General features: G+C 67.8%; 19 protein-coding genes, 1 tRNA gene and 1 pseudogene. 15 read left to right on the top strand and 6 right to left on the bottom strand.

The genetic code is table 11. The features are described 5' to 3' along the window. Positions 1–17 precede the first annotated feature (17 nt). Positions 18–1,412, top strand: a complete 1,395-nt coding sequence (gene ffh / locus ACQ86G_RS11070) for a signal recognition particle protein (protein WP_431260599.1) — start codon at positions 18–20, stop codon at positions 1,410–1,412. Positions 1,413–1,454: 42 nt separating this feature from the next. Here ffh and ftsY read toward each other — a convergent pair whose 3' ends face one another. Continuing rightward, positions 1,455–2,756, bottom strand: coding sequence for a signal recognition particle-docking protein FtsY (gene ftsY / locus ACQ86G_RS11065; RefSeq protein ID WP_431260598.1), 1,302 nt, complete (start codon positions 2,754–2,756; stop codon positions 1,455–1,457). Between the two features lie 99 nt (positions 2,757–2,855). Between ftsY and ACQ86G_RS11060 the strand changes: the two genes are divergently transcribed. The 5 genes from ACQ86G_RS11060 (at position 2,856) to ACQ86G_RS11040 (ending at position 4,895) form a co-directional block, all read left to right on the top strand. Next, positions 2,856–2,932 (top strand) — tRNA-Met (locus ACQ86G_RS11060). 27 nt (positions 2,933–2,959) lie between these two features. Next, complete coding sequence (locus tag ACQ86G_RS11055; RefSeq protein WP_431260597.1) at positions 2,960–3,352, top strand: T6SS effector amidase Tae4 family protein; 393 nt, start codon at positions 2,960–2,962, stop codon at positions 3,350–3,352. Then, the gene (locus ACQ86G_RS11050; RefSeq protein WP_431260596.1) at positions 3,349–3,570 is read left to right on the top strand and encodes a hypothetical protein; all 222 of its coding nucleotides are present in this window, start codon (positions 3,349–3,351) and stop codon (positions 3,568–3,570) included. Before ACQ86G_RS11055 ends, ACQ86G_RS11050 begins: the two co-directional genes overlap by 4 nt. Before the next feature lie 315 nt (positions 3,571–3,885). Continuing rightward, positions 3,886–4,461: a hypothetical protein gene (locus tag ACQ86G_RS11045; RefSeq protein ID WP_431260595.1), complete on the top strand. Its 576-nt coding sequence runs from the start codon at positions 3,886–3,888 to the stop codon at positions 4,459–4,461. A 131-nt stretch (positions 4,462–4,592) separates the two neighbouring features. After that, positions 4,593–4,895 (top strand): hypothetical protein, encoded by a 303-nt coding sequence (locus tag ACQ86G_RS11040; RefSeq protein ID WP_431260594.1) that lies wholly within the window; start codon positions 4,593–4,595, stop codon positions 4,893–4,895. 82 nt (positions 4,896–4,977) lie between these two features. Here the strand turns inward: ACQ86G_RS11040 and ACQ86G_RS11035 are convergent, their stop codons facing one another. Continuing rightward, positions 4,978–5,817, bottom strand: a complete 840-nt coding sequence (locus ACQ86G_RS11035; protein ID WP_431260593.1) for an AraC family transcriptional regulator — start codon at positions 5,815–5,817, stop codon at positions 4,978–4,980. A gap of 131 nt (positions 5,818–5,948) precedes the next feature. Between ACQ86G_RS11035 and ACQ86G_RS11030 the strand changes: the two genes are divergently transcribed. Continuing rightward, a complete protein-coding gene (locus tag ACQ86G_RS11030) occupies positions 5,949–7,145 on the top strand; it encodes an FAD-dependent monooxygenase (protein ID WP_431260592.1) in 1,197 nt (398 codons plus the stop codon). A 26-nt stretch (positions 7,146–7,171) separates the two neighbouring features. Here ACQ86G_RS11030 and ACQ86G_RS11025 read toward each other — a convergent pair whose 3' ends face one another. Beyond that, positions 7,172–8,626 carry a pectate lyase family protein gene (locus ACQ86G_RS11025; RefSeq protein ID WP_431260591.1) on the bottom strand — a complete coding sequence of 485 codons (1,455 nt, stop codon included), beginning with the start codon at positions 8,624–8,626 and terminating at the stop codon, positions 7,172–7,174. Positions 8,627–9,049: 423 nt separating this feature from the next. Between ACQ86G_RS11025 and ACQ86G_RS11020 the strand changes: the two genes are divergently transcribed. Together ACQ86G_RS11020 and ACQ86G_RS11015 are read left to right on the top strand one after the other, a co-directional pair. Continuing rightward, complete coding sequence (locus ACQ86G_RS11020) at positions 9,050–9,262, top strand: type II toxin-antitoxin system RelE/ParE family toxin (RefSeq protein ID WP_431260590.1); 213 nt, start codon at positions 9,050–9,052, stop codon at positions 9,260–9,262. Then, positions 9,259–9,579 (top strand): addiction module antidote protein, encoded by a 321-nt coding sequence (locus tag ACQ86G_RS11015; protein ID WP_431260589.1) that lies wholly within the window; start codon positions 9,259–9,261, stop codon positions 9,577–9,579. Before ACQ86G_RS11020 ends, ACQ86G_RS11015 begins: the two co-directional genes overlap by 4 nt. 19 nt (positions 9,580–9,598) lie before the next feature. Here the strand turns inward: ACQ86G_RS11015 and ACQ86G_RS11010 are convergent, their stop codons facing one another. Genes ACQ86G_RS11010 through ACQ86G_RS11000 form a run of 3 tightly spaced genes read right to left on the bottom strand, consistent with a single transcriptional unit; the run spans position 9,599 to position 15,544 of the window. Next, on the bottom strand, positions 9,599–11,086 hold the full coding sequence (locus ACQ86G_RS11010; RefSeq protein WP_431260588.1) for an efflux transporter outer membrane subunit: 1,488 nt from the start codon (positions 11,084–11,086) through the stop codon (positions 9,599–9,601). Beyond that, a complete protein-coding gene (locus tag ACQ86G_RS11005) occupies positions 11,083–12,306 on the bottom strand; it encodes an efflux RND transporter periplasmic adaptor subunit (RefSeq protein ID WP_431260587.1) in 1,224 nt (407 codons plus the stop codon). Before ACQ86G_RS11005 ends, ACQ86G_RS11010 begins: the two co-directional genes overlap by 4 nt. Further along, positions 12,296–15,544: an efflux RND transporter permease subunit gene (locus ACQ86G_RS11000; protein WP_431261379.1), complete on the bottom strand. Its 3,249-nt coding sequence runs from the start codon at positions 15,542–15,544 to the stop codon at positions 12,296–12,298. The genes ACQ86G_RS11005 and ACQ86G_RS11000 overlap by 11 nt, the downstream gene beginning before the upstream one ends. Positions 15,545–16,012: 468 nt before the next feature. On the opposite strand from ACQ86G_RS11000, the gene ACQ86G_RS10995 reads away from it, so the two are divergent. The 6 genes and pseudogenes from ACQ86G_RS10995 to prmC all read left to right on the top strand — a co-directional run. Beyond that, a complete protein-coding gene (locus ACQ86G_RS10995) occupies positions 16,013–16,681 on the top strand; it encodes a L,D-transpeptidase (RefSeq protein ID WP_431260586.1) in 669 nt (222 codons plus the stop codon). Positions 16,682–16,742: 61 nt separating this feature from the next. Beyond that, positions 16,743–17,207, top strand: coding sequence for a hypothetical protein (locus ACQ86G_RS10990; protein WP_431260585.1), 465 nt, complete (start codon positions 16,743–16,745; stop codon positions 17,205–17,207). Between the two features lie 95 nt (positions 17,208–17,302). Continuing rightward, positions 17,303–18,643, top strand: a complete 1,341-nt coding sequence (miaB, locus tag ACQ86G_RS10985; RefSeq protein ID WP_431260584.1) for a tRNA (N6-isopentenyl adenosine(37)-C2)-methylthiotransferase MiaB — start codon at positions 17,303–17,305, stop codon at positions 18,641–18,643. A 441-nt stretch (positions 18,644–19,084) separates the two neighbouring features. Beyond that, positions 19,085–20,413, top strand: coding sequence for a glutamyl-tRNA reductase (hemA, locus tag ACQ86G_RS10980; protein ID WP_431260583.1), 1,329 nt, complete (start codon positions 19,085–19,087; stop codon positions 20,411–20,413). 112 nt (positions 20,414–20,525) lie between these two features. Then, positions 20,526–21,617 (top strand): peptide chain release factor 1, encoded by a 1,092-nt coding sequence (gene prfA / locus ACQ86G_RS10975; protein ID WP_431260582.1) that lies wholly within the window; start codon positions 20,526–20,528, stop codon positions 21,615–21,617. Next, a pseudogene (prmC, locus tag ACQ86G_RS10970) lies at positions 21,614–22,360 on the top strand (peptide chain release factor N(5)-glutamine methyltransferase); the annotation flags it as partial. The gene prfA and the pseudogene prmC, both read left to right, overlap by 4 nt. Positions 22,361–22,506 lie beyond the last annotated feature (146 nt).

Below are 22,506 nucleotides of genomic sequence, written 5' to 3'. Positions count from 1 at the left end.
TGCGCGGGGCCGAAACGATGGCATCCACCCTGACCGATCGACTGAGCCGGCTTGTGAAGACCATGCGGGGTCAAGCCCGCATCACCGAGTCCAATGTGCAGGACATGATGCGCGAGGTCCGCATGGCGCTGCTGGAGGCCGACGTCGCGCTGCCCGTGGTGCGCGACTTCGTCGCCCGCGTGAAGGAGAAGGCGCTGGGCCAGGAGGTGGCCGCCTCGCTGAATCCGGGTCAGGTGCTGGTCTCGGTCGTCCACAAGGAACTGGCCGCGACGATGGGCGACGGCGTCGCCGACATCAACCTGGCCGCGCAGCCGCCCGCCATCATCCTGATGGCCGGCCTGCAGGGCGCCGGCAAGACGACGACGACCGCCAAGCTGGCCAAGCACCTGACCGAGAAGCGCAAGAAGAAGGTGCTGACGGTCTCGGCGGACGTGTACCGCCCGGCCGCGATCGAGCAGCTCAAGACGGTGACGAAGCAGGCGGGCGCCGAATGGTTCCCGTCGGCGCCGGACCAGAAGCCGCACGACATCGCGCTGGCGGCGCTGGATCACGCCAAGCGTCACTTCTTCGACGTGCTGCTGGTCGACACGGCCGGCCGCCTGGCGATCGACGAAGCGCTGATGGCCGAGATCCGCGACCTGCACGCGACGCTGAAGCCGGTGGAGACGCTGTTCGTCGTCGACGCGATGCAGGGTCAGGACGCGATCAACACCGCCAAGGCCTTCAAGGAAGCGCTGCCGCTGACCGGCATCGTGCTGACCAAGCTCGACGGCGACTCGCGCGGCGGTGCGGCGTTGTCGGTCAAGCAGATCACCGGTGCGCCGATCAAGTTCGCGGGCGTGTCGGAGAAGATCGACGGCCTGGAGGTCTTCGACGCCGAGCGCCACGCGGGCCGCGTGCTCGGCATGGGCGACATCGTCGCGCTGGTCGAGGAAGTCCAGAAGGGCGTGGACGTCGAGGCGGCGCAGAAGCTGGCCGAGAAGCTCAAGTCCGGCGACGGCTTCGACCTGAACGACTTCCTCGCGCAGATCTCGCAGATGAAGAAGATGGGTGGACTGTCCGGACTGATGGACAAGCTGCCCACGCAGATGACCGCCAAGGCCGGCCAGCCCGACATGGACAAGGCCGAGCGCGACATGAAGCGCATGGAAGGCATCCTCAACGCCATGACCGCCAAGGAACGCCGCCAGCCGGCGCTGCTGATGGACGGCAAGTCCAAGGCCAGCCGCAAGCGCCGCATCGCCGCGGGCGCGGGCGTCCACATCCAGGAGGTCAACCGCCTGCTCAATCAGTTCGACCAGATGCAGGGGATGATGAAGAAGATGAAGGGCGGCGGCCTGATGAAGATGATGAAGAAGATGGGCGGCCTGAAGAACCTCATGGGCGGCGGGGGCGGCGGGTTCCCGATGTAACCCTACCCACCAATGAAAATCGGCTCCCGAGGGAGCCGATTTTCATTCCAGCAGCGCTTGCGCGAACTCTCGCGCGTCGAAGGTCTGGAGGTCTTCGAGCTTCTCGCCGACGCCGATGAAGTAGACCGGGATCGGCCGCTCGCGCGCGATCGCTGCGAGCACGCCGCCCTTGGCCGTGCCGTCGAGCTTGGTGACGATCAGTCCCGTCAAGCCGAGCGCGTCGTCGAACGACTTCACCTGCATCAGCGCGTTCTGGCCGGTGTTGCCGTCGACGACCAGCAGCACCTCGTGCGGCGCTGTCTCCTGCGCCTTGCCGATCACGCGCTTGATCTTCTTGAGCTCCTCCATCAGATGGAGCTGCGTCGGCAACCGGCCGGCAGTGTCGGCGATGACGACGTCGCAGCCGCGTGCCTTGCCCGCGACCACCGCATCGAAGGTCACCGCGGACGGATCGCCGCCCTCCTGGCTGACGATCTGCACGCGGTTGCGGTCCGCCCACACGGCGAGCTGCTCGCGCGCAGCGGCGCGGAAGGTGTCTGCCGCAGCCAGCAGCACGTTGGCCTCGGCATCGGCCAGATGGCGCGTGAGCTTGCCGATGCTGGTCGTCTTGCCGGCGCCGTTCACGCCGACCACCATCATCACCGTCGGCGAGTGCTCGCCGATCACGAGCTGCCGCTGCAGCGGCTGCAGCAGCTCCGTCAGCGCGTCCACCAGCAGTTGCCGCACGGCGGCCGGATCGGTGGCCTTGGCGTCCTTCACACGACGCTTCAGGTCGTCGAGCAGGAACTCGGTCGCCTTCACGCCGGCATCGGCCATCAGCAGCGCGGCCTCGAGCTCTTCATACAACGCGTCGTCGATCTGCGTGCCGGTGAAGACCTGGGAGATGCTCGACCCGGTCTTGCGCAGGCCCTGGCGGAGCTTGTCCATCCAGCTCTTGCGCGGTGCCGGCTCAGGGACCGGCGCAGGCGCGGGCGCAACCACCGCGACCGGAGTCACCGCCACGGGTGCGGGAGCAGGAGCGGGTTTCGGCGAGGCAACGGGCGCGGGCGTCGGTGCAAGTGCAGGCGCAACTGGCGCGGGCGCTGCGATGGGCGCCGGAGCAATGGCCGGCGCTGCGACTGCGGCGGCTGGAACGGGCGCCGTCGGCGGGGTCAGGGGTTGCGGCGCGACCGGCGCGACCGGCGCGGGTGCCGGAGTCGACGTCGGCTCGATGGCGGGCGCGGGGGCGGGGGCGGGGGCGGCCGGAGTGGGCGCGATGTCGAGGGCCGGCGGCGCTTCGGGAGCGGGAGCCGGTGTGGGTTCGGCGGCGCCGAAGCCCAGTTTTTTCTTGAGGAAGCTGAACATGGAGGGGTCGAGTGGGACTCGCGCGCCGAAATTTCGATGCCGTGATCGGCGGGGCTTGCATTGTCTTCTAAATCTTTGCTATAGTCGCTGTCTTCGCAAGGCGCTTTAGCTCAGCCGGTTAGAGCGACGGAATCATAATCCGCAGGTCCGGGGTTCGAATCCCTGAAGCGCCACCAAATTTCAAAGCCCGCAAGACGCAAGTCTTGCGGGCTTTGTTCATTGGGCCGGAGTGGCACAAGAAGTCGCGCAACTTCCGCCATGGCCACACCGCCTCGGACAAGCCCAAATACCCGATCCGGGCCGAAGAGCTCGCGACCTGGTTAGACAAGAATGCAGCGGTGCTTCCGGGCAAGATCCAGAAGTCCACGGGCAAGGATGTGGCCACCTCGTTTGAGAAGATCAAGGGCAAGCAAGGCGTGATCTTCATCAAGGACTACTACGGCCCCGGGCTCAGTGGCGACCACATCGACCTGTCCAAAGAGTCCCGCATGACCGACACCTCCTCTTGGTTTCGTATCGCCACGGGCTTTGCCATCCAAGGCTTTTGGAGCGACTACCGCAAGGCCAAGGCCATCTGGTTCTGGCAGATGACATGAAGCGAGCCTTCTTCACCCTCCTCGGTGCGATCGTCTTTGCCCTGGTGTCCTATGGACTCGTGGAGCTCTTCGCACTTTGGTATGGGCCCCGCTACATCAAGTCGGATTCGGACATCGGGGACGCCTTCATGACCGCCCTGGGCTTCATGGCTGTCTGCCTGATCGCAGGCGGCGTGGTCGGCTTCAGGTGGGCCGGTCGAAGACCCAAGGGCTCATGATCAGCATTCCCAAGCCCTATGCCCCCATGCTCATCGCGGCAGTCCGCGACGCGGTGATTTACCAAGAGGGTCTGCTTCGTAGTGAACTGACCCCAAGAAGTTGGACAGTTGGAAGCTAGGTGCACCGTGGCCCCGGCCAGGAGCAAGGCCAGGGACGTGGGCTCAGGCACGGGGAGACACTTTGCGTGATGCCCACGGAAAGCGGCGGAATCGCCCCCAGAACGGGCAGGCCGTCTCGCAGACAAAGGCAGCGCCACTGCTGACGTCGACCGCGTCCCACGGGTGGTCAACGCCAGACGCATTTCACGACCGCTTATGAACGCTTTGAATAGTCGAACGGCGCTGGCCGCCTGCGTGCTCTTGCTACCGATGCTCGCCTCAGCGGCCGAGCCAGGCGACGCATTGTGCAAAGCAGATGAGGAGGTGGTCTTCAACTGCTTCACGGGGAAGAAGACAGCATCGCTTTGCGCCTCGCCCACCGAGGCCGCGCTCACCGCACTCACCTATCGCTACGGGGCTTCAGGCACCGTGGAAAACGAGTTCGCGGCAACGCCGGAGAACGGCCGCTTCTTCAGCGGCACGGTCTCGCCCGTCGCGCCGCGCGCTTGGGTCAGCCAGGTCTGGTTCGACCGCGGCAACTTCAGATACCTGATGACCGAATGCGTGGGAGGAGACTGCCCGTTCCACGCAGGACTGGCCGTCATCAAGGGCGAGAAGATCGCGATGAACGCCTCTTGCAAACGCCCACCCGGCGTTCGGTTGCCGGCCTTCTCGCGGGAACTGGTGAAGTTCGGCTCCAAGCCCGACGACAGCATGTCTTCGACTTCGCTGCTGCGGATTGAGGCCGTCGATAACCTCGTCTACGAGCTGTACAAGTCCGCAGACAAGTAGAGCGTTTGCAGACTGAGGCTCTCGCAACAACGAGGGTTCGCGAGTCGGCGAGCCCCATCCAGCAAGTCCAGACCAAACTCCTGCGGCCCGTCCCACCACCGAGGTAGCTCAACTACCGAGAAAGGGGCGATATGCCGACTCTCAAGAAGAGCGATCTCAAGTACAGCAACTACAGCTGGAACGCCGTGCCGGGAGACAACCCGCACAGGACCGTCGAAGACGCGGACCGCTTCAGCCGCAAGGAGGGCTACGAGGTGCTCACCTTGCTCAATTCCCTCACGTCCAAGGACGGCGGGGACCTGGACATCCGCGTGCGGCAGATCTGTGAATGGATGATCCACGAGAAGCTGCCGTCCAACCTCCAAGGACGTTCAAAGGTGAAAGCCTGGATCTTCGAGAACTACACGCTCCTGTCGAAGAGCTACCCCTTCTGATCCGAACCAGGCCCGCAGTCCTGCGGACCTGCTGATCCGGAGGCCCTCGTCACCGCGAGGGCCTCTCCGCTTCCAGCCGCCCTCAGCGCCGCGTCGCCAGATACCGTCCCGGCGACTCACCCAGCGCCTTCCGGAACATCACGACGAAGTTGCTGGCGTTCTCGTAGCCCAGCCCCTCCGAAACATCCTGGACCGCCGCGCCTTTCGCGAGCCACTGCAGCGCCAGCAGCAGATGCAGTTGCCGACGCCAGCGACCGAAGCTCATCCCGGTCTCGTGAGCGATCAACCGCGACAAGGTGCGGGCGCTCAGGCCCATCCATCCTGCGCAAGCCTCGACGCTGCCGCGCTCCGCCGGGTGGGCCATCATCCAGTCGACAAGGGGCCGCAGCCGCCCATCGGCCGGCAGGGGCAAATGGAGCCGCCCTGCCGGCGCCAGGGCCAGTTCATCCAGGAGCAACGCCACGAGTCGCGGAGCCATGCCCTCCTCCGCATAGCGCATGGGCAGCGCCGCTGAACGAACGACCAGTTCACGCAGCAACGGCGTGGTGGCCAGGGTGCAGCACTGCGTGGGCAACGGACCGCTTACCGCAGGATCCACGTACACCACGTAGCACTCCACCCGCCCTGCGGTCTCCATCCGATGCTGGACGCCGGCCGGCACCCAGATACCCTGCCCGGGCGGCACGAGCCAGAACCCGCCCTCGACCTCACAGGTGAGCAGCCCTCGCATCCACAGCAGGAACTGCCCCTTCCGATGTGCGTGGAAGACCGCCTCGCGCCCCCGCTGCGACGGCGCGGCGACATCATCGACGTCGACCCAATCGGACGCGTCCAGCCCTACCGCACCCAGGGTCACAACAGGACGGGGAACCAGATCGGGCTCCTCCCAATCGACCAGCAAATCTCTCGAAAACAGCGGCATGACGGGGGCAGTTGGCGCCCGGAAGGGGCGTGGCAGGAATTCAACAGATCTTGGCATGACCGCTTCTTGTGACCAACACCCCGCCCTCCTAACGTCCATCCCTGTCAACCAACGGATGTGAATGCGGACCCATGACAAGCAGCAAGAAGATCCTGATCTGCGGCGGCGGCATTGCCGGGCCCGCCTGCGCGTACTGGCTGAGGCGATATGGTTTCTCCGTGGTCATCGTCGAGAAGGCGATGTCGTTCCGCGACGGAGGACAGAACGTCGACGTGAAGGGCGCCGGGCAGCAGGTCATCCGGCGCATGGGACTGGACGACCAGGTCCAGGCGCTCAACACGGGCGAGTGTGGACAGAAATGGCTGGACGCCAATGGGAAGGTCGTCGCCGTCTTTCCGAAGGACGGCTTCGGCAGCCTGACCAGCGACTTCGAGATCCTGCGGGGCGACTTCGCGCGACTGCTGTTCGAGGCCACGCGAGACAGCTGCGAATACCGCTTCGGACGACACGTCACGGACATCGTGGACGGCGACGAGGGCGCGCTCGTCATCTTCGACGACGGAACCCGGGAGGCCTTCTCGCTCGTCATCTGCGCGGAGGGCCTCAGCTCGTCGACGCGCAGCCTGAAGCTCGAAGCCCAGACACGGATGCGCCACCTCGGCGCATGGATGGCCTTCTTCAAGATCCCGAAGCACCCGGGCGACGACCTCTGGGCGCATTCGGTCAACGGCATCGGCGGCACGATGATCAACCTGCGACCAGGCGGCGCGACGGAAACGACCGCGCTGGTCACATTCCCCGCCGAGCCCGCCGAGCTGGACGGCACCCCACGCCGGTCCCGACGGGAGCTGCTGGTCGCCGCGCTCCAGGGACGCGGCACCATCGCCGATCGGCTGATCGACGCCTTGGACACGGTGCAGGACTTCTACTTCGGGCCGATGAGCCAGGTCCAGGCCTCGACCTGGTCGGTCGGCCGACTGGTCCTGCTGGGTGATGCGGCGCACTGCCCCACGCCGTTCACGGGCAAGGGCACGGCGCTGTCGCTGGTCGGCGCGTACGTGCTGGCGGGCGAACTCAGCAAGGCCGCCTCACACACGGAAGCGTTCCGCGCGTACGAGGCGTTGTTGCGTCCCTACGCCGAGCGCTGCCAGCAGGAACTCAGTCCCCGCTTCGTCCGCCTCATGCATGTCCGCACACCGGTCGGCATCGCCATCGCGCGGCTCCTGCAACGGTTCTTCGGCAGCGCGCCGATGCAGCGCCTGTTGACACCGAGCCCGGCTCGTCGCGCCCGGCAGGTCGAAGAGGACTTCGTCCTGCCGGTCTATTGACGACGCCGCGCGAACTCAGCGCGAGCTCAATTGCAGCTCAGGGTCGCCAGGTTCTTCCCCGCACCGGCCACGGTCAGCAGCTTCTGCTTCACGCAAGCCGGCGTGTGCACCGTGTACGAATACGGGATGCCCACCGGGAAGTTCGCCGTCGTCACCCAATCGGTCGCGTCGCGCGACGGGCTCGATCCGCTGGCCACCCACTTGATCCCGTAGGTCGCGAAGTCGGCCGGGCTGCGCACGTTGTTGTTGCGCAGTTCCCAGTAGCCGATCGACGAGCTGTCCCGCGAGGTCACCGGGTTCTGCGCGTTCTCGAAGTAGTTGCCTTCGATCAGCGCGTACGCCCCCATCCGGATGTTGGCGCCCGAGGTCAGCACGCCCGAGTACAGGTTGTTGTACAGGTGCGTGTAGCCCGCGCGTTGCAGCGGCAGCCGCGAGCCGACGTTGCTGTACACGTTGTGGTGGAAGGTGATGTAGCGGTCGCTCGCATCGCTGTCGCTCGATCCGATCAGGCCGACCTTGTGGTGGTCGTGCAGATAGTTGTACGAGTAGGTGATGTGATGCGCGCCGGCCTTGCTGTCGATGAGGCCGTCGAACTCCAGGTCGCCGGCGCCGGAGCATTCGGCGGTCGAGCTGAACAGCGTGTTGTGGTCGATCCAGACGTAGCCAGGGAACTTGCCGCTCTGGCCTTCGATGCCGATGGCGTCGATGGATCCGGGCAGCAGCCCGATCGTCATGTTGCGGATGATGATGTTGGTCGCCGCGGCCTTGATCGCGAGCCCGAAGTTCGCCGCCGAGCCGTTGACGCCTTCGATCGTGACGTTGCTCTTGTTCTTGACCTCGACGACGGCGCCCGCGGCCTTCTTCCACTGCGTGCAGGGATCGGGGATGGTGCCGAAATCGAAGGTGCCCGTGTAGCGGATCACCAGGCCACCGGTGCCGCTGTAGGCATCGATCGCGGCCTGCATCTGCGCCGCGGTCGTCACGGTGACCGGCGTCGCCGAACCGCCGCCGGTGACCTGCCCCGCGTAGCCGCCGCTGTGGCCGGCCGGGGCCGGTGACGGCGCGGGAGAAGGCGATGGCGCTGGCGAGGGGGACGGCGCCGGGGACGGCGAAGGCGCCGGGGAACCGGCCGGTCCCACCGCGCATTTCTCGGCCTTGCCCGGGTTGGGATCCGCGCCGCCGAAGGTCGCCGAGGTGCAGGCGACATTGCCCTTCAGGCTCTTGATGACCCACTTGTCCTTCACGCCGAACGAGACCTGGCGCGCGGTGTCACCGACCTTGCAGGTGCCGCCTTCGTCCGCGCACTTGGAATAGCCGGACGGCCAGTCGGCCGCGTGAGCCGCGCCGATCGGCGCGACGACGCCGACAGCGACCGCCATCGCCATCAGACCGTGCCGCGGGCTCGGAGCGCGCAGCGATCCGGCGGTCGGCGGCTTCGGCGCGACCAGCACGATGGACTCGTCAATTCGGGTGCTCTTCATCGAATGTCTCCCAATGGTTAAAGCGATCGGCGCGGGCATGGCTTCGCCCTCACCGGTCAGCGGTGAATCAAGAAATGCTCGGGAACCCAACGCCGTTTCCTCCGCCTCGCGCGGCGCGGACCAGCAGGATCCGCGTCGGGGACGGTGGCCGTCGGCACAGGCCACGTGTCGACACGCCAGCGCGCAGGCGCGGCCATGTCGACAACGGGAGGGAGACTAACGAGGCCGCTAGTTTTCGGAAAGGCGTTTTACATTTGCCGATCTAGCGTTACGAGAATTCATCAGAGGCGCCATGGAGGTGCGCGGTGTAATCGTTCGATTACACTGCCACCATGCCCTATACCGTCATCCGCCTCGATGAGTTCTCGAACTGGCTCCGGAGCTTGGCAAGACCCGCGCACCCGTGAGCGCCTGAGCAAGCGCTTGCGCAAGGCGCAGCTCGGCCATCTCGGCGATGTCAAGGTGGTCGGCGACGGGGTTCATGAAATGCGCGAGCACTTCGGACCCGGATGGCGCATGTACTACGCACAGCGGGGCGGCACGGTCATCGTGATGCTCGGCGGCTGCGGCAAGTCGACGCAACAGGCCGACATCCGAAGGGCCGTTCAGTTGGCCAACACCCTGGAGGACACGTGACCAAGAAGATCAAGATCTCTGAGATCCCGGAGTTCGATGCGGTCGAGTACCTCACCGACGAAGAAGAGATCGCAGCCTATCTGACTGCGGTCCTTGAGGACAACGATCCCGCTTTGCTCGCCGCGGCACTGGGCGACATCGCCCGCGCGCGCGGCATGAACCAGATCGCTCAAGCCTCCGGGATCACGCGGGAGGCGCTCTACAAGGCGCTGCGTCCAGGCAGCGCGCCGCGCTTTGACACGATCAACAGGGTCTGCGCGGCCCTGGGCGTACGCCTCATCGCCACGCCCATGGGCTCGGCCCGGAACTCGGTTTGAGCAGTCGGGCGGCAAGGCCTCAGGGCCGCGCGTCCGCCTTCATCTCCACCGGCTGCTGCCACCCACCGCCGAGCGCCCTCACGAGCGCCACCGTCGCGCGGCGTTGCCGCGTGGCGAGATCCACGGCGCTGCGACGCGCCTGCAGTCCCGCCGTCTGCGAGGTGACCACTTCCAGGTAGGCCGCCGCGCCGGCGCGATAGCGGTTCGTCGCCAGCGCGAGCGAGCGCTCCGCCGCGTCGACCGACTTGTTCTCCGACTCCAGCGCCTCGCCGTAGCGGTCGAGCAGGACCAGTTGGTCCTCGACCTGCTGGAACGCCGCGAGCACCGTGCCGCGATAGCGCTGCGCCGATTCGTCCAGCGCCGCGGAGGCGCGCGCTTCCTCGGCCTTGCGTCGGCCGCCGTCGAACAGGTTGTAGGCCAGCGTCGGCCCGATGGCCCAGAACAGGTTGGGCGCTTCGAGGAAACGACCGAAGTCGCTGCTCTGGAATCCACCCTGCGCGCTCAGCACCACCGAGGGGAAGAACGCCGTCTTCGCCACGCCCAGCGTCGCGGTCGCCGCCACCACGCGCTGCTGCGCCGCGGCGATGTCGGGACGACGCTCCAGCAAGGTCGAAGGCAGCCCCGGCGGCACCACCGGCATCGCCAGGTCCAGCGACGCGGCCGGCTCGATGCGGAAGCTCGAAGCGTTCGCGCCGACCAGCGCGGCGATCGCGTGCTCGAGCACCGCGCGTTGAGCCTGCGACTGCCGACGCTGTGAACGCGCCGATTCCAGCTGGCCCTCGGCCCGCGCCTGGTCAAGACCTGACGCGATGCCGGCCTGGTGCCGGCGGGAAATCAGATCGAAGGCGCGTGTGTAGGCCTCTTCGGCATCGGCCAGCAAGGCGTTGTCGCGATCGAGTCCGCGCAGTTGCAGCAGGGAATCAGCCAGCTGCGCCTGCAGCGCGAGGCGCGCCGCGGCAAGGTCCGCCGCCGCCGCCCGCTCCGACGCCAGTCCGGCGCGGACCTGCTGCGAGATGCGGCCCCACAGGTCCACTTCGTAGCTCAGGTCCAGGCCCAGCGTCGCACTGTTGTACCAATCGGGGGAGGTCGGCCCGAGCACGCGCAGCGGGCGACGCTCCGACTGCCGGTCGCGTTGCCCGTTGAGAGTGCTGTTCAGCGTCGGCGATTGCGCCGAACGCAGGCTGTCGGTCGCGGCCTTCGCCTGCTGGTAGCGGGCGAGCGCCGACGCGAGGTCGGGACTGTTCTCGACCAGCCGCTGCTGCAGCGCGTCGAGCTCGGGATCGCCGTAGCCCCTCCACCAGCCGTCGAAGGCGATGGGCGTGGCTGTCGAAGACGACGACCCGGCTTCGACCCACGGACCCCGCGCTTCCTTGAAGCCCGTCGTCATCGGCACCTCGGGCAGCACCGTCTTCGGCGGCTGAGCGCAGCCGGCGATCAACGCAGCCGTCAATGCGCCGATGGCGAGCGTGACGCCGCGAACGGCGCCGGCAGACGGGCGTGTCGTCATGTGCGTCCCTTCGCCGATGCCGCCGCGGCCGCGGGCTGCGCGACGCGCACCACGTCGCCGTCGGCGATGCCGTCCGGCGGATTCGCGATCACGCGGTCCGCAGCGGTCAGCCCGCCGCCGAGCTCGATTCGCGTGCCCATGTCGCGCGCGATCGTGACCTTGCGCAGCTTCACGCGATTGCCCGCGTCGACCGTCGCGACCTGCACGCCGTCCTTGTTGATGATCACGGCGCCCGGCGGCAGCGAGACCGCCACGTTCGCCTGTGCGCCGGCCTGCCCGCTCGCCGAAGCGGGCGCCGCACCGTCGAAGCGCACCGTCGCGAAACCGCCCGGCAGCAGCTCGTCCTTGTCGTTGTCGACGGCGAGCTGCACCAGCATCGCGCCGCTGGCGGTGTTGATGGCCTGCGAGGTCGACTGCACCGTCGCGGCGAAGCGCTGTCCGGGCCGCTCAGGCACCGTCAGCACGGCCTTGCCTCCGGCGCGCACCTGGGCGACCTGACGCTGCGGCACGTTCACGTAGACGCGCAGCTTGCGCGTGTCGGAGACGACGAACAGCTCGCTGCCCGGCGCGCCGCCGATGTTGATCAGCGCACCGACGTCGGTGTTGCGCGCGGTGACGACGCCTTCGAACGGCGCCGTCAACTGCGTGAAGCGCTTCAGCGCCTCGATCCGGTCGACGTTGGCCTGCAGCGCCGTCACCTGCGATTGCTTGGCGGTCATGTCGCCGGTGCGCTCGTCGACTTCCTGCTTCGACACCGAGTCCGATTCCAGCAGCCCCTGCCAGCGCTTGGCCGTGCTCGCCGCCAGCGCGGCATTGCTGCGCGCGGTCGCGAGCTCGGCCTTGGCCTGCATCAGCTGCTGGTCGAGGTCGGGCGTCTCGATCTCGGCGAGCTGCTGCCCGGCCTTGACCTTGCCGCCGATGTCGACGTTCCAGCGCTTCAGATAGCCGCTGACACGCGCGTAGATCGGCGCACGCGACCAGGCCTCGATCCGCGCGGGCAGCTCCAGGCCGCCTTCGGTCAAGGGCTGCGGCGAGACCAGCGCGACGCTGGGCTGGCCGCGTTCGTCGGCCGTGCTCTGCAGTTGCTCGGCGTTGGACTTGCGGGACCACAGCCCCACGACCACCACCGACACCGCGATCACGACCGCGACGGTCGCGGCGAGCTTGAAGCGCGCGGGAGGACGCGAGGACACCACGGTGTTGTCGTTATCAGTTCGCATGGGAAGCATCTCCGGCCCCGGGCAGCGCGCTGGCGCCGGCGGTCAAGTCGTTCGATTCAGAAAGGTCGGCGGCGGGGCCGGTCTTGCGGTGGTGTCGATGCACGATGCTGAACACCACCGGCACGAAGACCAGCGTCGCGAAAGTGGCGAAGACCAGGCCGCCGATCACGGCGCGTCCCAGCGGCGCGTTCTGCTCGCCGCCTTCGCCCAGGCCCAGCGCCATCGGCAGCATGCCGATGACCATCGCCAGCGCCGTCATCAGCACCGGACGGAAGCGCACGAAACCGGCTTCCATCGCGGCGGCGTAGGCGTCGCCGAGTTCCTCCAGACGCTCCCGTGCGAAGCTGATCACCAGCACGCTGTTGGCGGTCGCCACGCCCATGCACATGATCGCCCCCGTCAGCGCGGGCACCGACAAGGTCGTCCCGGTCGCGAAGAGCATCCACACGATCCCGGCCAGCGCCGCGGGCAGCGCCGACACGATCACCGCCGGATCCAGCCAGGACTGGAAGTTCACGACGATCAGCAGGTAGATCAGCACCACCGCGCCGAGCAGCCCGAACAGCAGGCCCGAGAAGGCGCGGTCCATCGTGCGCACCTGTCCGAGCAGCTGCACGTTCGAGCCCTTGGGCACGTCGGCCTGCGTGTCGGCGAGCACCTTGCGGATGTCGCGCGCGACGGCGCCGAGGTCGCGGTCCTGCGTCGTCGCATGGATCTGCACCATCGTCGCGACGTCGTACTGGCTGATCAGCGCCGGGCTGTTGACCCGCTGGAAGGTCGCCACGCCGCCGAGCGTCGAGGTGCCCGGCTGGCTGCCGTTCCCGATGGGCAGGTTGCTCAGCGAAGCCAGCGAATCCAGCTGATGCTGCGGCGTCTGCATCACGATCGAGTAGCTGACGCCGTTCTGCGGATTCAGCCAGAAGGTCGGTGCGACCTGGCTGCTGCCGGCGAGGTTCACGACCAGGCTGTTGGCGACGTCGCGCGTGGTCAGGCCCTGCAGCTGCGCCTGCGTGCGGTCGACGTCGACGTTGAAGGTCGGCGCCTTGTTGGACTGCTGGATGCGCGCGTCGGCCACGCCCGGGATCGCCTTGATGCGCTTGAGCAGCTGCTGCGCGTAGACGAAGTTGGACTCGACGTCGCGGCCCCGCACCTGCACGTCGATGGGCGCGGGCGCGCCGAAGTTCAGGATCTGGCTGACGATGTCGGCCGGCGGGAACGAGAAGGTCGTGTCCGGGAACTCGCGCGGCAGGATCTGGCGCAGCTGGCGCACGTAGTCGGCCGTCGGCGCGTGGCCTTCCTTCAGCGCGATCTGGAAGTCGCCGTCGGAGGTGCCCAGCACGCCGGTGTTGTTGTAGGTCAGGTTGATCGACGACGGCGGCAGGCCGATGTTGTCGACCATGGTCTCGATCTTGTCGGACGGGATCACGCGGCGGATCGCCTGCTCGATCTTGGCGAAGCGCGCGGCGGTCTCCTCGACGCGCGTGCCCACCGGCACCCGCGCATGCATCAGGATCTGGCCCGAGTCGACCTGCGGGAAGAAGTTGCTGCCGATGAAGGGCACCAGCGCGAAGGACGCCAGCACCACCACCGCGAAACCGGTCAGGAAGGTCTTCTTGCTCGCCAGCGCGGTCTCTAGCATGCGGCGGTAGCCCTCGCGCACGCGCTCGAAGCGGGCTTCGAAGTTGCGCTGGAAGCGCACCAGCGGATTGCGCGAGGGCGGCTGCGCCAGATGTCCGTGACCGTCGGTCAGCGGCGCGTGCGGATGCAGCAGGTACTTGGCCATCGTCGGTACCAGCGTGCGCGACAGGATGAACGAGCACACCATCGCGAAGATCACCGCCTCGGCCATCGGCACGAACAGGAAGCGCGACACGCCCTCCAGGAAGAACATCGGGATGAACACGATGCAGATGCACAGCAGCGAGACGAAGGCCGGCGTCACGATCTGCTGCGCGCCGTCCATGATCGACTCCTCGACGCCCTTGCCGTGCTCCAGGTGCCAGTTGATGTTCTCGATGGTCACCGTCGCGTCGTCGACCAGGATGCCCACCGCGAGCGCGAGGCCGCCCAGCGTCATCAGGTTGAGCGTCTCGCCGATCGCCGCCAGGCCGATGATGGATCCCAGGATGGACAGCGGGATCGACACCGCGATGATCACCGTCGAGCGCCAGCTGCCCAGGAACAGCAGGATCATCAGGCTGGTCAGCGCCGCGGCGATGGCGCCTTCGACCGCGACGCCCTTGATGGCGGCGCGCACGAAGACGGACTGGTCGTTGATCGGCTTGACCTCCAGCTCATCGGGCAGCGACGGTCGCAGTTCGCCGAGCTTGGCGCGCACGCCGTCGACGATCGCGAGCGTGGACGCCGCACCGTTCTTCAGCACCGACATCAGCACCGAGCGCCCGCCGTCCACATGGACGATGTTGGTCTGCGGCGCGTTGCCGTCATGCACGTCGGCGACGTCGCGCAGATAGATCGTCGAGCCGTTGACCACCTTCACCGGCAACCGCCCCAGTTCCTCGATCGCTGAAGGCGCGCTGTTGAGCTGCAGCGTGTATTCGAGTTCGCCGATCTTCTGCGTGCCGATCGGCGTGAGCACGTTCTGCGTCGCCAGCGCCGTGGCCACGTCCTGCGCCGACAGCCCGCGCGCCTGCAGCGCGGCCGGGTTGACGTCGATCTGCACCTGACGCTGCTTGCCGCCGTAGGGCAGCGGGATCGCCGCGCCGGGGACCGTCACCAGCGGCGTGCGGATCGTGTTGAAGCCGAGGTCGAAGAGCTGCTGCTCCGACAACCCCTTGCCCGACAGCGCCAGCTGCAGGATAGGCACCGTGGCGGCGTTGTAGTTCAGGATCAGCGGCGGCGTCGTGCCGGCCGGCATCTGCCGCACGGCGACCTGTGCGACCGCGGTCACCTGCGCGTTGGCCACCGCGATGTTCACGCCGGGCTGGAAGAAGATCTTCACCACCGAGACGCCGGGATAGGTGTTGGCCTCGATGTGCTCGATGTCGTTGACGGTGGTCGTCAGCGTGCGCTGGAACAGCGTCGAGATGCGGCCGGCCATCTGGTCCGGCGGCAGTCCGGTGAACTGCCAGGCCACCGCGATCACCGGCACCTTGATCTCCGGGAAGATGTCGGTGGGCGTGCGCAGGGCCGCCAGCGGGCCGATGATCAGCAGCAGCAGCGCCAGCACGAAGAAGGTGTAAGGGCGTCGCAGCGCGACGCGCACGGCGGCCATCAGCATGGACGGATTCCCACGATCGTTGTCATCGTTGCTCTCTGGTGGACGACCGTTGTCCGGTCTTGTCGAGCGCGGATTTTGTGTGTCGGCACGCGCCCATGTATTGCTGATCGGTAATGACCGTACGCGTACGGGGGCACTCACCCCTCGTTTGGGCGGCATGCATCGGCGTGGTGCGATGCCTGACGCAACATCGCGCACCGATCAGCGAGAAGTTCCTATCTCGCACCTAACGTACGTCGATTCGTGCCGCAACCCGCACGTCTTACAAATTTCCGGGAAAGTCCTGCCGTTTTTGCCGACAGATCGACCGTTGAAGCAACGCGTTGCTCCTTAATATGCGGCCCGAGCGGACTCGCCCGGCCCTCGCCGGAGCACCTCAGACCGTCCGCCAGAAAGACATCGGGCAGTATGAAGTCGATCGGGTCGTCGGGTCAGTCGAAACAGGCGGTTTGGGCAGGGATGGCGATGGCTGCGGTCATCGCGGCGACGCTGGGCATGGCCGGCGGCGTTCGCGCCGAACCCGCGCTTCAGCAGCAGATGCCGCCGCCTTCCGCGCACATCGCGCCGCTCGCCGTCGACTTCCACGGCGAGGCCGCCTCTCCCGAAGCACGCGCCGTGGCCCGTGCGGCGTTCGAGGGTTTCGACGCCAAGGGACGCCCGTTCGCTGTCGTCGACAAGAAGGAGGCGAAGCTCTTCGTCTTCAATGCCGACGGCCAGCTCGTCGGCGCGGCGCCGGCGCTGCTGGGGCTGGCGCGCGGCGACACCGTCGCCCCCGGCGTCGGCCAGATGGTGAGCACCGGCATTCCGCCCAGCCTGCGTACCACGCCTTCCGGTCGCTACGACAGCCAACCCGGTCCCAATCTCAAGGGCGAGACCGTCATCTGGGTCGATTACGACGCCGCGTTCGCCATCCACCGGCTGCGTCCGAGCCCCGCCTACGAGCGCCGCGCCGAGCGGCTCGCCTCGCCCTCGCCGGACGACAACCGCATTTCGCTCGGTTGCGTCGTCGTCGCGGGCGACTTCTTCGACCGCGTCGTCGCGCCCGTGCTCGGCCACGGACCGGGCGTCGTCTACGTGCTGCCGGAACCCGGTCCCGCGGCCGTCGCGCAGGGCACCGCCACCGGGCGCCTGTGAGCCGGGGCCTCCCCGCTACACTTGCGCCCTTGCGCATTTCCGCAGCCACTGGATCTACACCATGTACCGCTGTGCCTCGCCCGCCCTGCCCCGCCGTCGATCGATGATGGCGACGGCCGCCAGCACCGCCCTGTTCGCCCTCGTCGCCGCGTTCGGCGGCCTCGCCGCCGTGACGACGCCCTCGACCGCCGAGGCCCAGATCGTCCCCGGTCACCGCTATTTCCCGCAGCGCGCGCTGCGCGGCGAGCTGATCGTCGGCGTCGCGCCGGACGTCAAGCTCAACGGCAAGGCAGCGCGCCTCGCCCCCGGCGCCCGGATCCGCAACACGGTCGACCAGCTCGCCACGCCGGGCTCGCTGTACGACCAGAAGGTCACCGTCCTCTACACCGCCGACATCAACGGCCTGATCATGGACGTCTGGGTGCTGAACGAGGTCGAGCTGGCCAACAAGTCCTGGCCGACCACGCCGGACCAGGCGTCCAAGCTGGTCTTCGACCAGGCCAGCCAGGTGTGGCGCAAGCCCTGAACGACTGAGCGCCCGACCGCGCCGCGCCCCCGGGACCACCGGACCGGCGCATCGTCGCGGGGCCGCCGCATTCCTCCCGATTCCCGGAGCTCCCCATGAGCAAGAAAGTCTTCATCAAGACCTTCGGCTGCCAGATGAACGAGTACGACTCGGACAAGATGGCCGACGTCCTGCGCGCCGCCGAAGGTTATGAACCGACCACCGATGTCGAGCAGGCCGATCTGGTGCTGTTCAACACCTGCTCGGTCCGCGAGAAGGCCCAGGAGAAGGTGTTCTCCGACCTCGGCCGCATCAAGCACCTGAAGGCCAAGGGCGTCCTGATCGGCGTCGGCGGCTGCGTCGCCAGCCAGGAAGGCGCGGCGATCATCGAGCGCGCGCCCTACGTCGACGTCGTCTTCGGCCCGCAGACGCTGCACCGGCTGCCGCAGATGCTGGCCCAGCGCCAGGCGCAGCTGAAGCCCCAGGTGGACATCTCCTTCCCGGAGATCGAGAAGTTCGACAACCTGCCCCCGGCCAAGGTCGAGGGGGCGTCCGCCTTCGTGTCCATCATGGAAGGCTGTTCGAAATACTGTTCCTACTGCGTCGTGCCCTACACCCGAGGCGAGGAAGTCAGCCGGCCCTTCGAGGACGTGCTCGAGGAAGTCGCCGGACTGGCCGACCAGGGCGTCAAGGAAGTGACGCTGCTGGGCCAGAACGTCAACGCCTATCGCGGGACGATGGGCGGCACGGACGAGATCGCCGACTTCGCGCTGCTGCTCGAGTACGTCGCCGAGATCCCCGGCATCGAGCGCATCCGCTACACGACCAGCCACCCCAACGAATTCAGCCAGCGTCTGATCGACGCCTACGGCACGATCCCGAAGCTGGTGAACCACGTGCACCTGCCGGTGCAGCACGGCTCGGACCGCATCCTGATGGCGATGAAGCGCGGCTACACCGCGCTGCAGTTCAAGAGCATCGTCCGCAAGCTGCGCGCGGTGCGGCCGGACATCCGCATCGCGTCGGACTTCATCGTCGGTTTCCCCGGCGAGACGGACGAGGACCACGCCAGGACCATGCAGCTGGTGCGCGACATCGGCTTCGATGCCTCGTTCAGCTTCATCTTCAGTCCGCGTCCGGGGACACCGGCCGCCAACCTCGCCGACGATACGTCGCATGAGGTGAAGGTCCGCCGGCTCCAGGAACTGCAGGCCGAGATCGAGGCGACCGCCGTCCGCTACAACCATGGCATGGTCGGCAAGACCGTGCCGGTGCTGGTGTCGGGTCATGCCCGCCGGGACGCGACGGAGCTGATGGGGCGCACCGAGTGCAACCGCATCGTCAACTTCAAGGGCCACGAGCGGCTGATGCACCAGATCATCCCGATGCACATCACCGAGGCCTTCGCGCACTCGCTGCGCGGCGAGGTGCCGGTGACCGAGGACCTCGCGGGCTGAGCCGCCTCACTCGAAAGCGGTAGCGCGTTCCTTCAGCGCTTGTAACTGACGCCCCACTGCGTGACGGTGATGCCGAGCAGCATCAGGCCGTAGCCGGCCATCGTGCCGTCGCTGCCGGTGAGCATCAGCGCGGCGAAAAGGCCCAGCGTGCCGCCGAGCCCCCCAGGAGGCCAGCGTGCGCCAGCGCATGTCGGCGAGGCTCTCGCGCCAGATCAGCTTGAGCGCCGCGGCCGCCAGCGCGGCAACGCCCCAGGCGGGCAGGAACAGGTTGCCGAAATGCCAGACGGCGTCGAGTGGGTCCACGGTTCGGGTCGCTCCGGGCGAGGTAGTTGTAACGGGACGGCAGTCGAAAGGCGTCTTTCTTGACGCATCCCGGGGCGATGAGCGCGCCGCCAAGGCCCGTGCGAGACACGGGTCGGGCGGGAATTTTATAATCGCTGCATGTCCGTCTTTGCCCTGGGTCTGAACCACACGTCCGCGCCGCTCGATCTGCGTGGACGTTTCGCGTTCACGCTCGAGCAACTGGCCCCGACGCTGCTGCGTTTCCAGGACCAGATCGGCACGAACCCACGCCGCCGCACCGCCGCCGCGGAGGCCGCCATCCTCTCGACCTGCAACCGCACCGAGCTCTACGTCGCCGGCGACGCCGACATGGTCCGCCCCGCCGTCGACTGGCTGGCGCAGGTCGGCGGGGTCGGCAGCTCGATGCTGATGGACCACTCCTACGTGGTCGAGGACGGCGCCGCCGCGCGGCACGCGTTCCGCGTCGCCAGCGGGCTGGACTCGATGGTGCTGGGCGAACCGCAGATCCTCGGCCAGCTCAAGCAGGCCGTGCGCGAGGCCGATTCGGCCGGCACGCTCGGCACCACGCTGCACCAGCTGTTCCAGCGCAGCTTCTCGGTCGCCAAGGAGGTCCGCAGCTCCACGGAGATCGGCAGCCACTCGATCAGCATGGCCGCGGCTTCGGTGCGACTGGCATCGCAGCTGTTCGAGAACCTCGCCGACATCCAGGTGCTGCTGGTCGGCGCGGGCGAGATGATCGAGCTGGTCGGTACGCATTTCGCCGCCAAGGGACCGAAGGCGATCGCGATTGCCAACCGGACGCAGGAACGCGGCGAGAAGCTCGCCCATCAACTGGGCGGCGAGGCCTTCCGCCTGGCCGACCTGCCCGACCGCCTGCACGAATTCGATGCGGTGATCTCCTGCACCGCCTCCAGCCTGCCGCTGATCGGCCTGGGCGCCGTCGAGCGCGCCTTGAAGAAGCGCCGTCACAAGCCGATGTTCATGGTCGACCTCGCCGTGCCGCGCGACATCGAGCAGGAGGTGGCCAAGCTGGACGACGTCTACCTCTACACCGTGGACGACCTGTCCAAGCTGGTCCAGACCGCTGGCGAGAAGCGCCAGGCCGCGGTCCAGCAGGCCGAGGCCATCATCGAGACCGGCGTCCAGAGCTTCGTCCACTGGCTGGGTCAGCGTCACACGGTGCCGCTGATCCAGGCCCTGCACCAGCAGGCCGACAGCTGGCGCCAGGCCGAACTCCAGCGCGCGCGCAAGCTGATCGCCAAGGGCGAGGACATCGACAGCGTGCTGGACGCGCTGGCGCGCGGACTGACACAGAAGATGCTGCACGGCGCGATGGCGGAACTCAACGGCAGCGACGGTGAACAGCGCCTGCAGATGGCGCAGACCGTGTCGCGGCTGTTCCTGCGCGGCAGCCCGAAGGCGACGGGCGCCCGCCCGGACGCACTCGGCGACGAAGCGGATTCGTAGCGGCGCGTTCCACGCGCGAGCAGCCGGTACCGGCTGCTCAGGCACACCGTGCCGCCTGCTCCCGGTCCATCGACCGATCGCCCTTCCGCTTCTTCGCCTTCCTCCCATTCCCATGAAAGACGCCCTGCGCCAGAAGTTCGACCGCCTCGGCTACCGGCTGGCGGAGCTCGACAGCACGCTGGCCGACGGCAGTGTCGCCGCCGACATGAAGCGCTACCGCGCGCTGACGCGCGAGCAGTCGGAGGTGTCGTCGCTGGTCGAGCGCTACCGGCGCTACGTCCAGCGCGAGCAGGACCTCGCCGCGGCGCGCGAGCTGCTGGATAGCGGCGACGCCGACATGATCGAGATGGCGCGCGAGGAGATCGCCGGCGCCGAGGCCGATCTGGCGCAGCTCGACCAGGAACTGCAGCTCGCGCTGATCCCGAAGGATCCCGACGACGACCGGCCGGCATTCCTCGAAATCCGCGCCGGCGCGGGCGGCGACGAGTCGGCGCTCTTCGCCGGCGATCTGACCCGTATGTACACCCGCTTCGCCGAAGGCCGGGGGTGGCGCTGCGAAGTGCTGTCGGCGAGTGAATCGGATCTGGGCGGCTACAAGGAGATCGTGCTGCGGCTGGATGGCGACGGCGTGTACGGACAGATGAAGTTCGAGTCAGGCGGTCACCGCGTGCAACGCGTGCCCGCCACCGAGTCGCAGGGCCGCATCCACACCAGCGCCTGCACGGTCGCGGTGATGGCGGAGCCCGACGAGGCCGAGGAGATCCAGCTCAACCTCGCCGACCTGCGCATCGACACCTTCCGCGCGAGTGGCGCGGGCGGGCAGCACGTCAACAAGACCGACAGCGCGATCCGGATCACGCATTTGCCCACGGGCCTCGTGGCGGAGTGCCAGGACGACCGCAGCCAGCATCGCAACAAGGCCAAGGCGATGGCGGTGCTCGCCGCGCGGCTGCGCGACAAGGACCGCAACGAGCGCGCCGCCAAGGAGGCCGCGCAGCGCAAGAGCCTGATCGGCAGCGGCGATCGCAGCGACCGCATCCGCACCTACAACTTCCCGCAGGGACGGCTGACCGATCACCGGATCAACCTGACGCTCTACAAGCTCGGCGCGATCATGGACGGCGATCTCGCCGACGTGCTGCAGGGCCTGCAGCAGGCGCAAGCCGCGGAGCAGCTCGCGGCGCTGGAAGGCGGTCAGGCATGAGCCCCGCCGGGGAGTCGCTGACCGTCGCCGCCGCCGGACGTGCCGCCATCGCGGCCGGCCTGCCGCGCGCCGAAGCGCAGTACCTGTTGCAGGCGCTGCTCGGCGCCTCTCGCGCGTGGCTGATCGCGCATGACACCGATCCGCTCGACGCGCGCCAGCAAGAGCGTTTCCAGGACTGGCTCGCCCGCCGGCTCGATGGCGTGCCGCTGGCCTACCTGTCCGGCGAGAAGGAATTCTTCGGCCTGACGCTGCGCGTCACGCCGGACACGCTGATCCCGCGACCGGACACCGAGGTGCTGGTGGAATGGGCGCTCGAACGTCTCGCAGGCCTGGACACGCCCCGGGTCGTCGACCTGGGCACGGGCACCGGCGCGATCGCGCTCTCGATCAAGTCGCGGCGCCCTGACGCCGACGTCCGGATGGTCGACGCGAGCCCCGGCGCCCTGGCCGTCGCCCAGGACAACGCCCGTCGGCTGGGCCTGGCCGTCGAGGCCCATCTCGGCAACTGGTACGAGCCGCTGGCGGGTCAATCGGCATTCGACCTGATCCTCAGTAACCCGCCGTACGTTGCGGGCGACGATCACCACCTCGATGCCCTGCGCCATGAACCGCGCATGGCGCTGACGCCGGAAGGCGACGGACTGGACGACCTGCGGGCGCTCATCGCCGGCGCGCCAGGGCGGCTGCGCCCGAATGGATGGCTGCTCCTCGAACATGGGTATGACCAAGCCGGGGCGGTGGCCGATCTGCTGAGCGCACGAGGCTTCGTCGACGTCGAGAATCGCCGCGATCTGGGGGGCAGCCCCGCGCCACGGGCGGCCGCTGGCCGGCGTAAGGAATGTGGCGTGAGGCACAGGAATGTGGTGCGCCTCACAGACTGTTTCCACAC

This window comes from Roseateles chitinivorans (assembly GCF_050632145.1).
In the GTDB taxonomy this organism is placed as follows: domain Bacteria; phylum Pseudomonadota; class Gammaproteobacteria; order Burkholderiales; family Burkholderiaceae_C; genus Roseateles; species Roseateles chitinivorans_B.
Note: the sequence above shows the minus strand (reverse complement) of the source record. Positions and strands in the feature narration are given on the sequence as shown.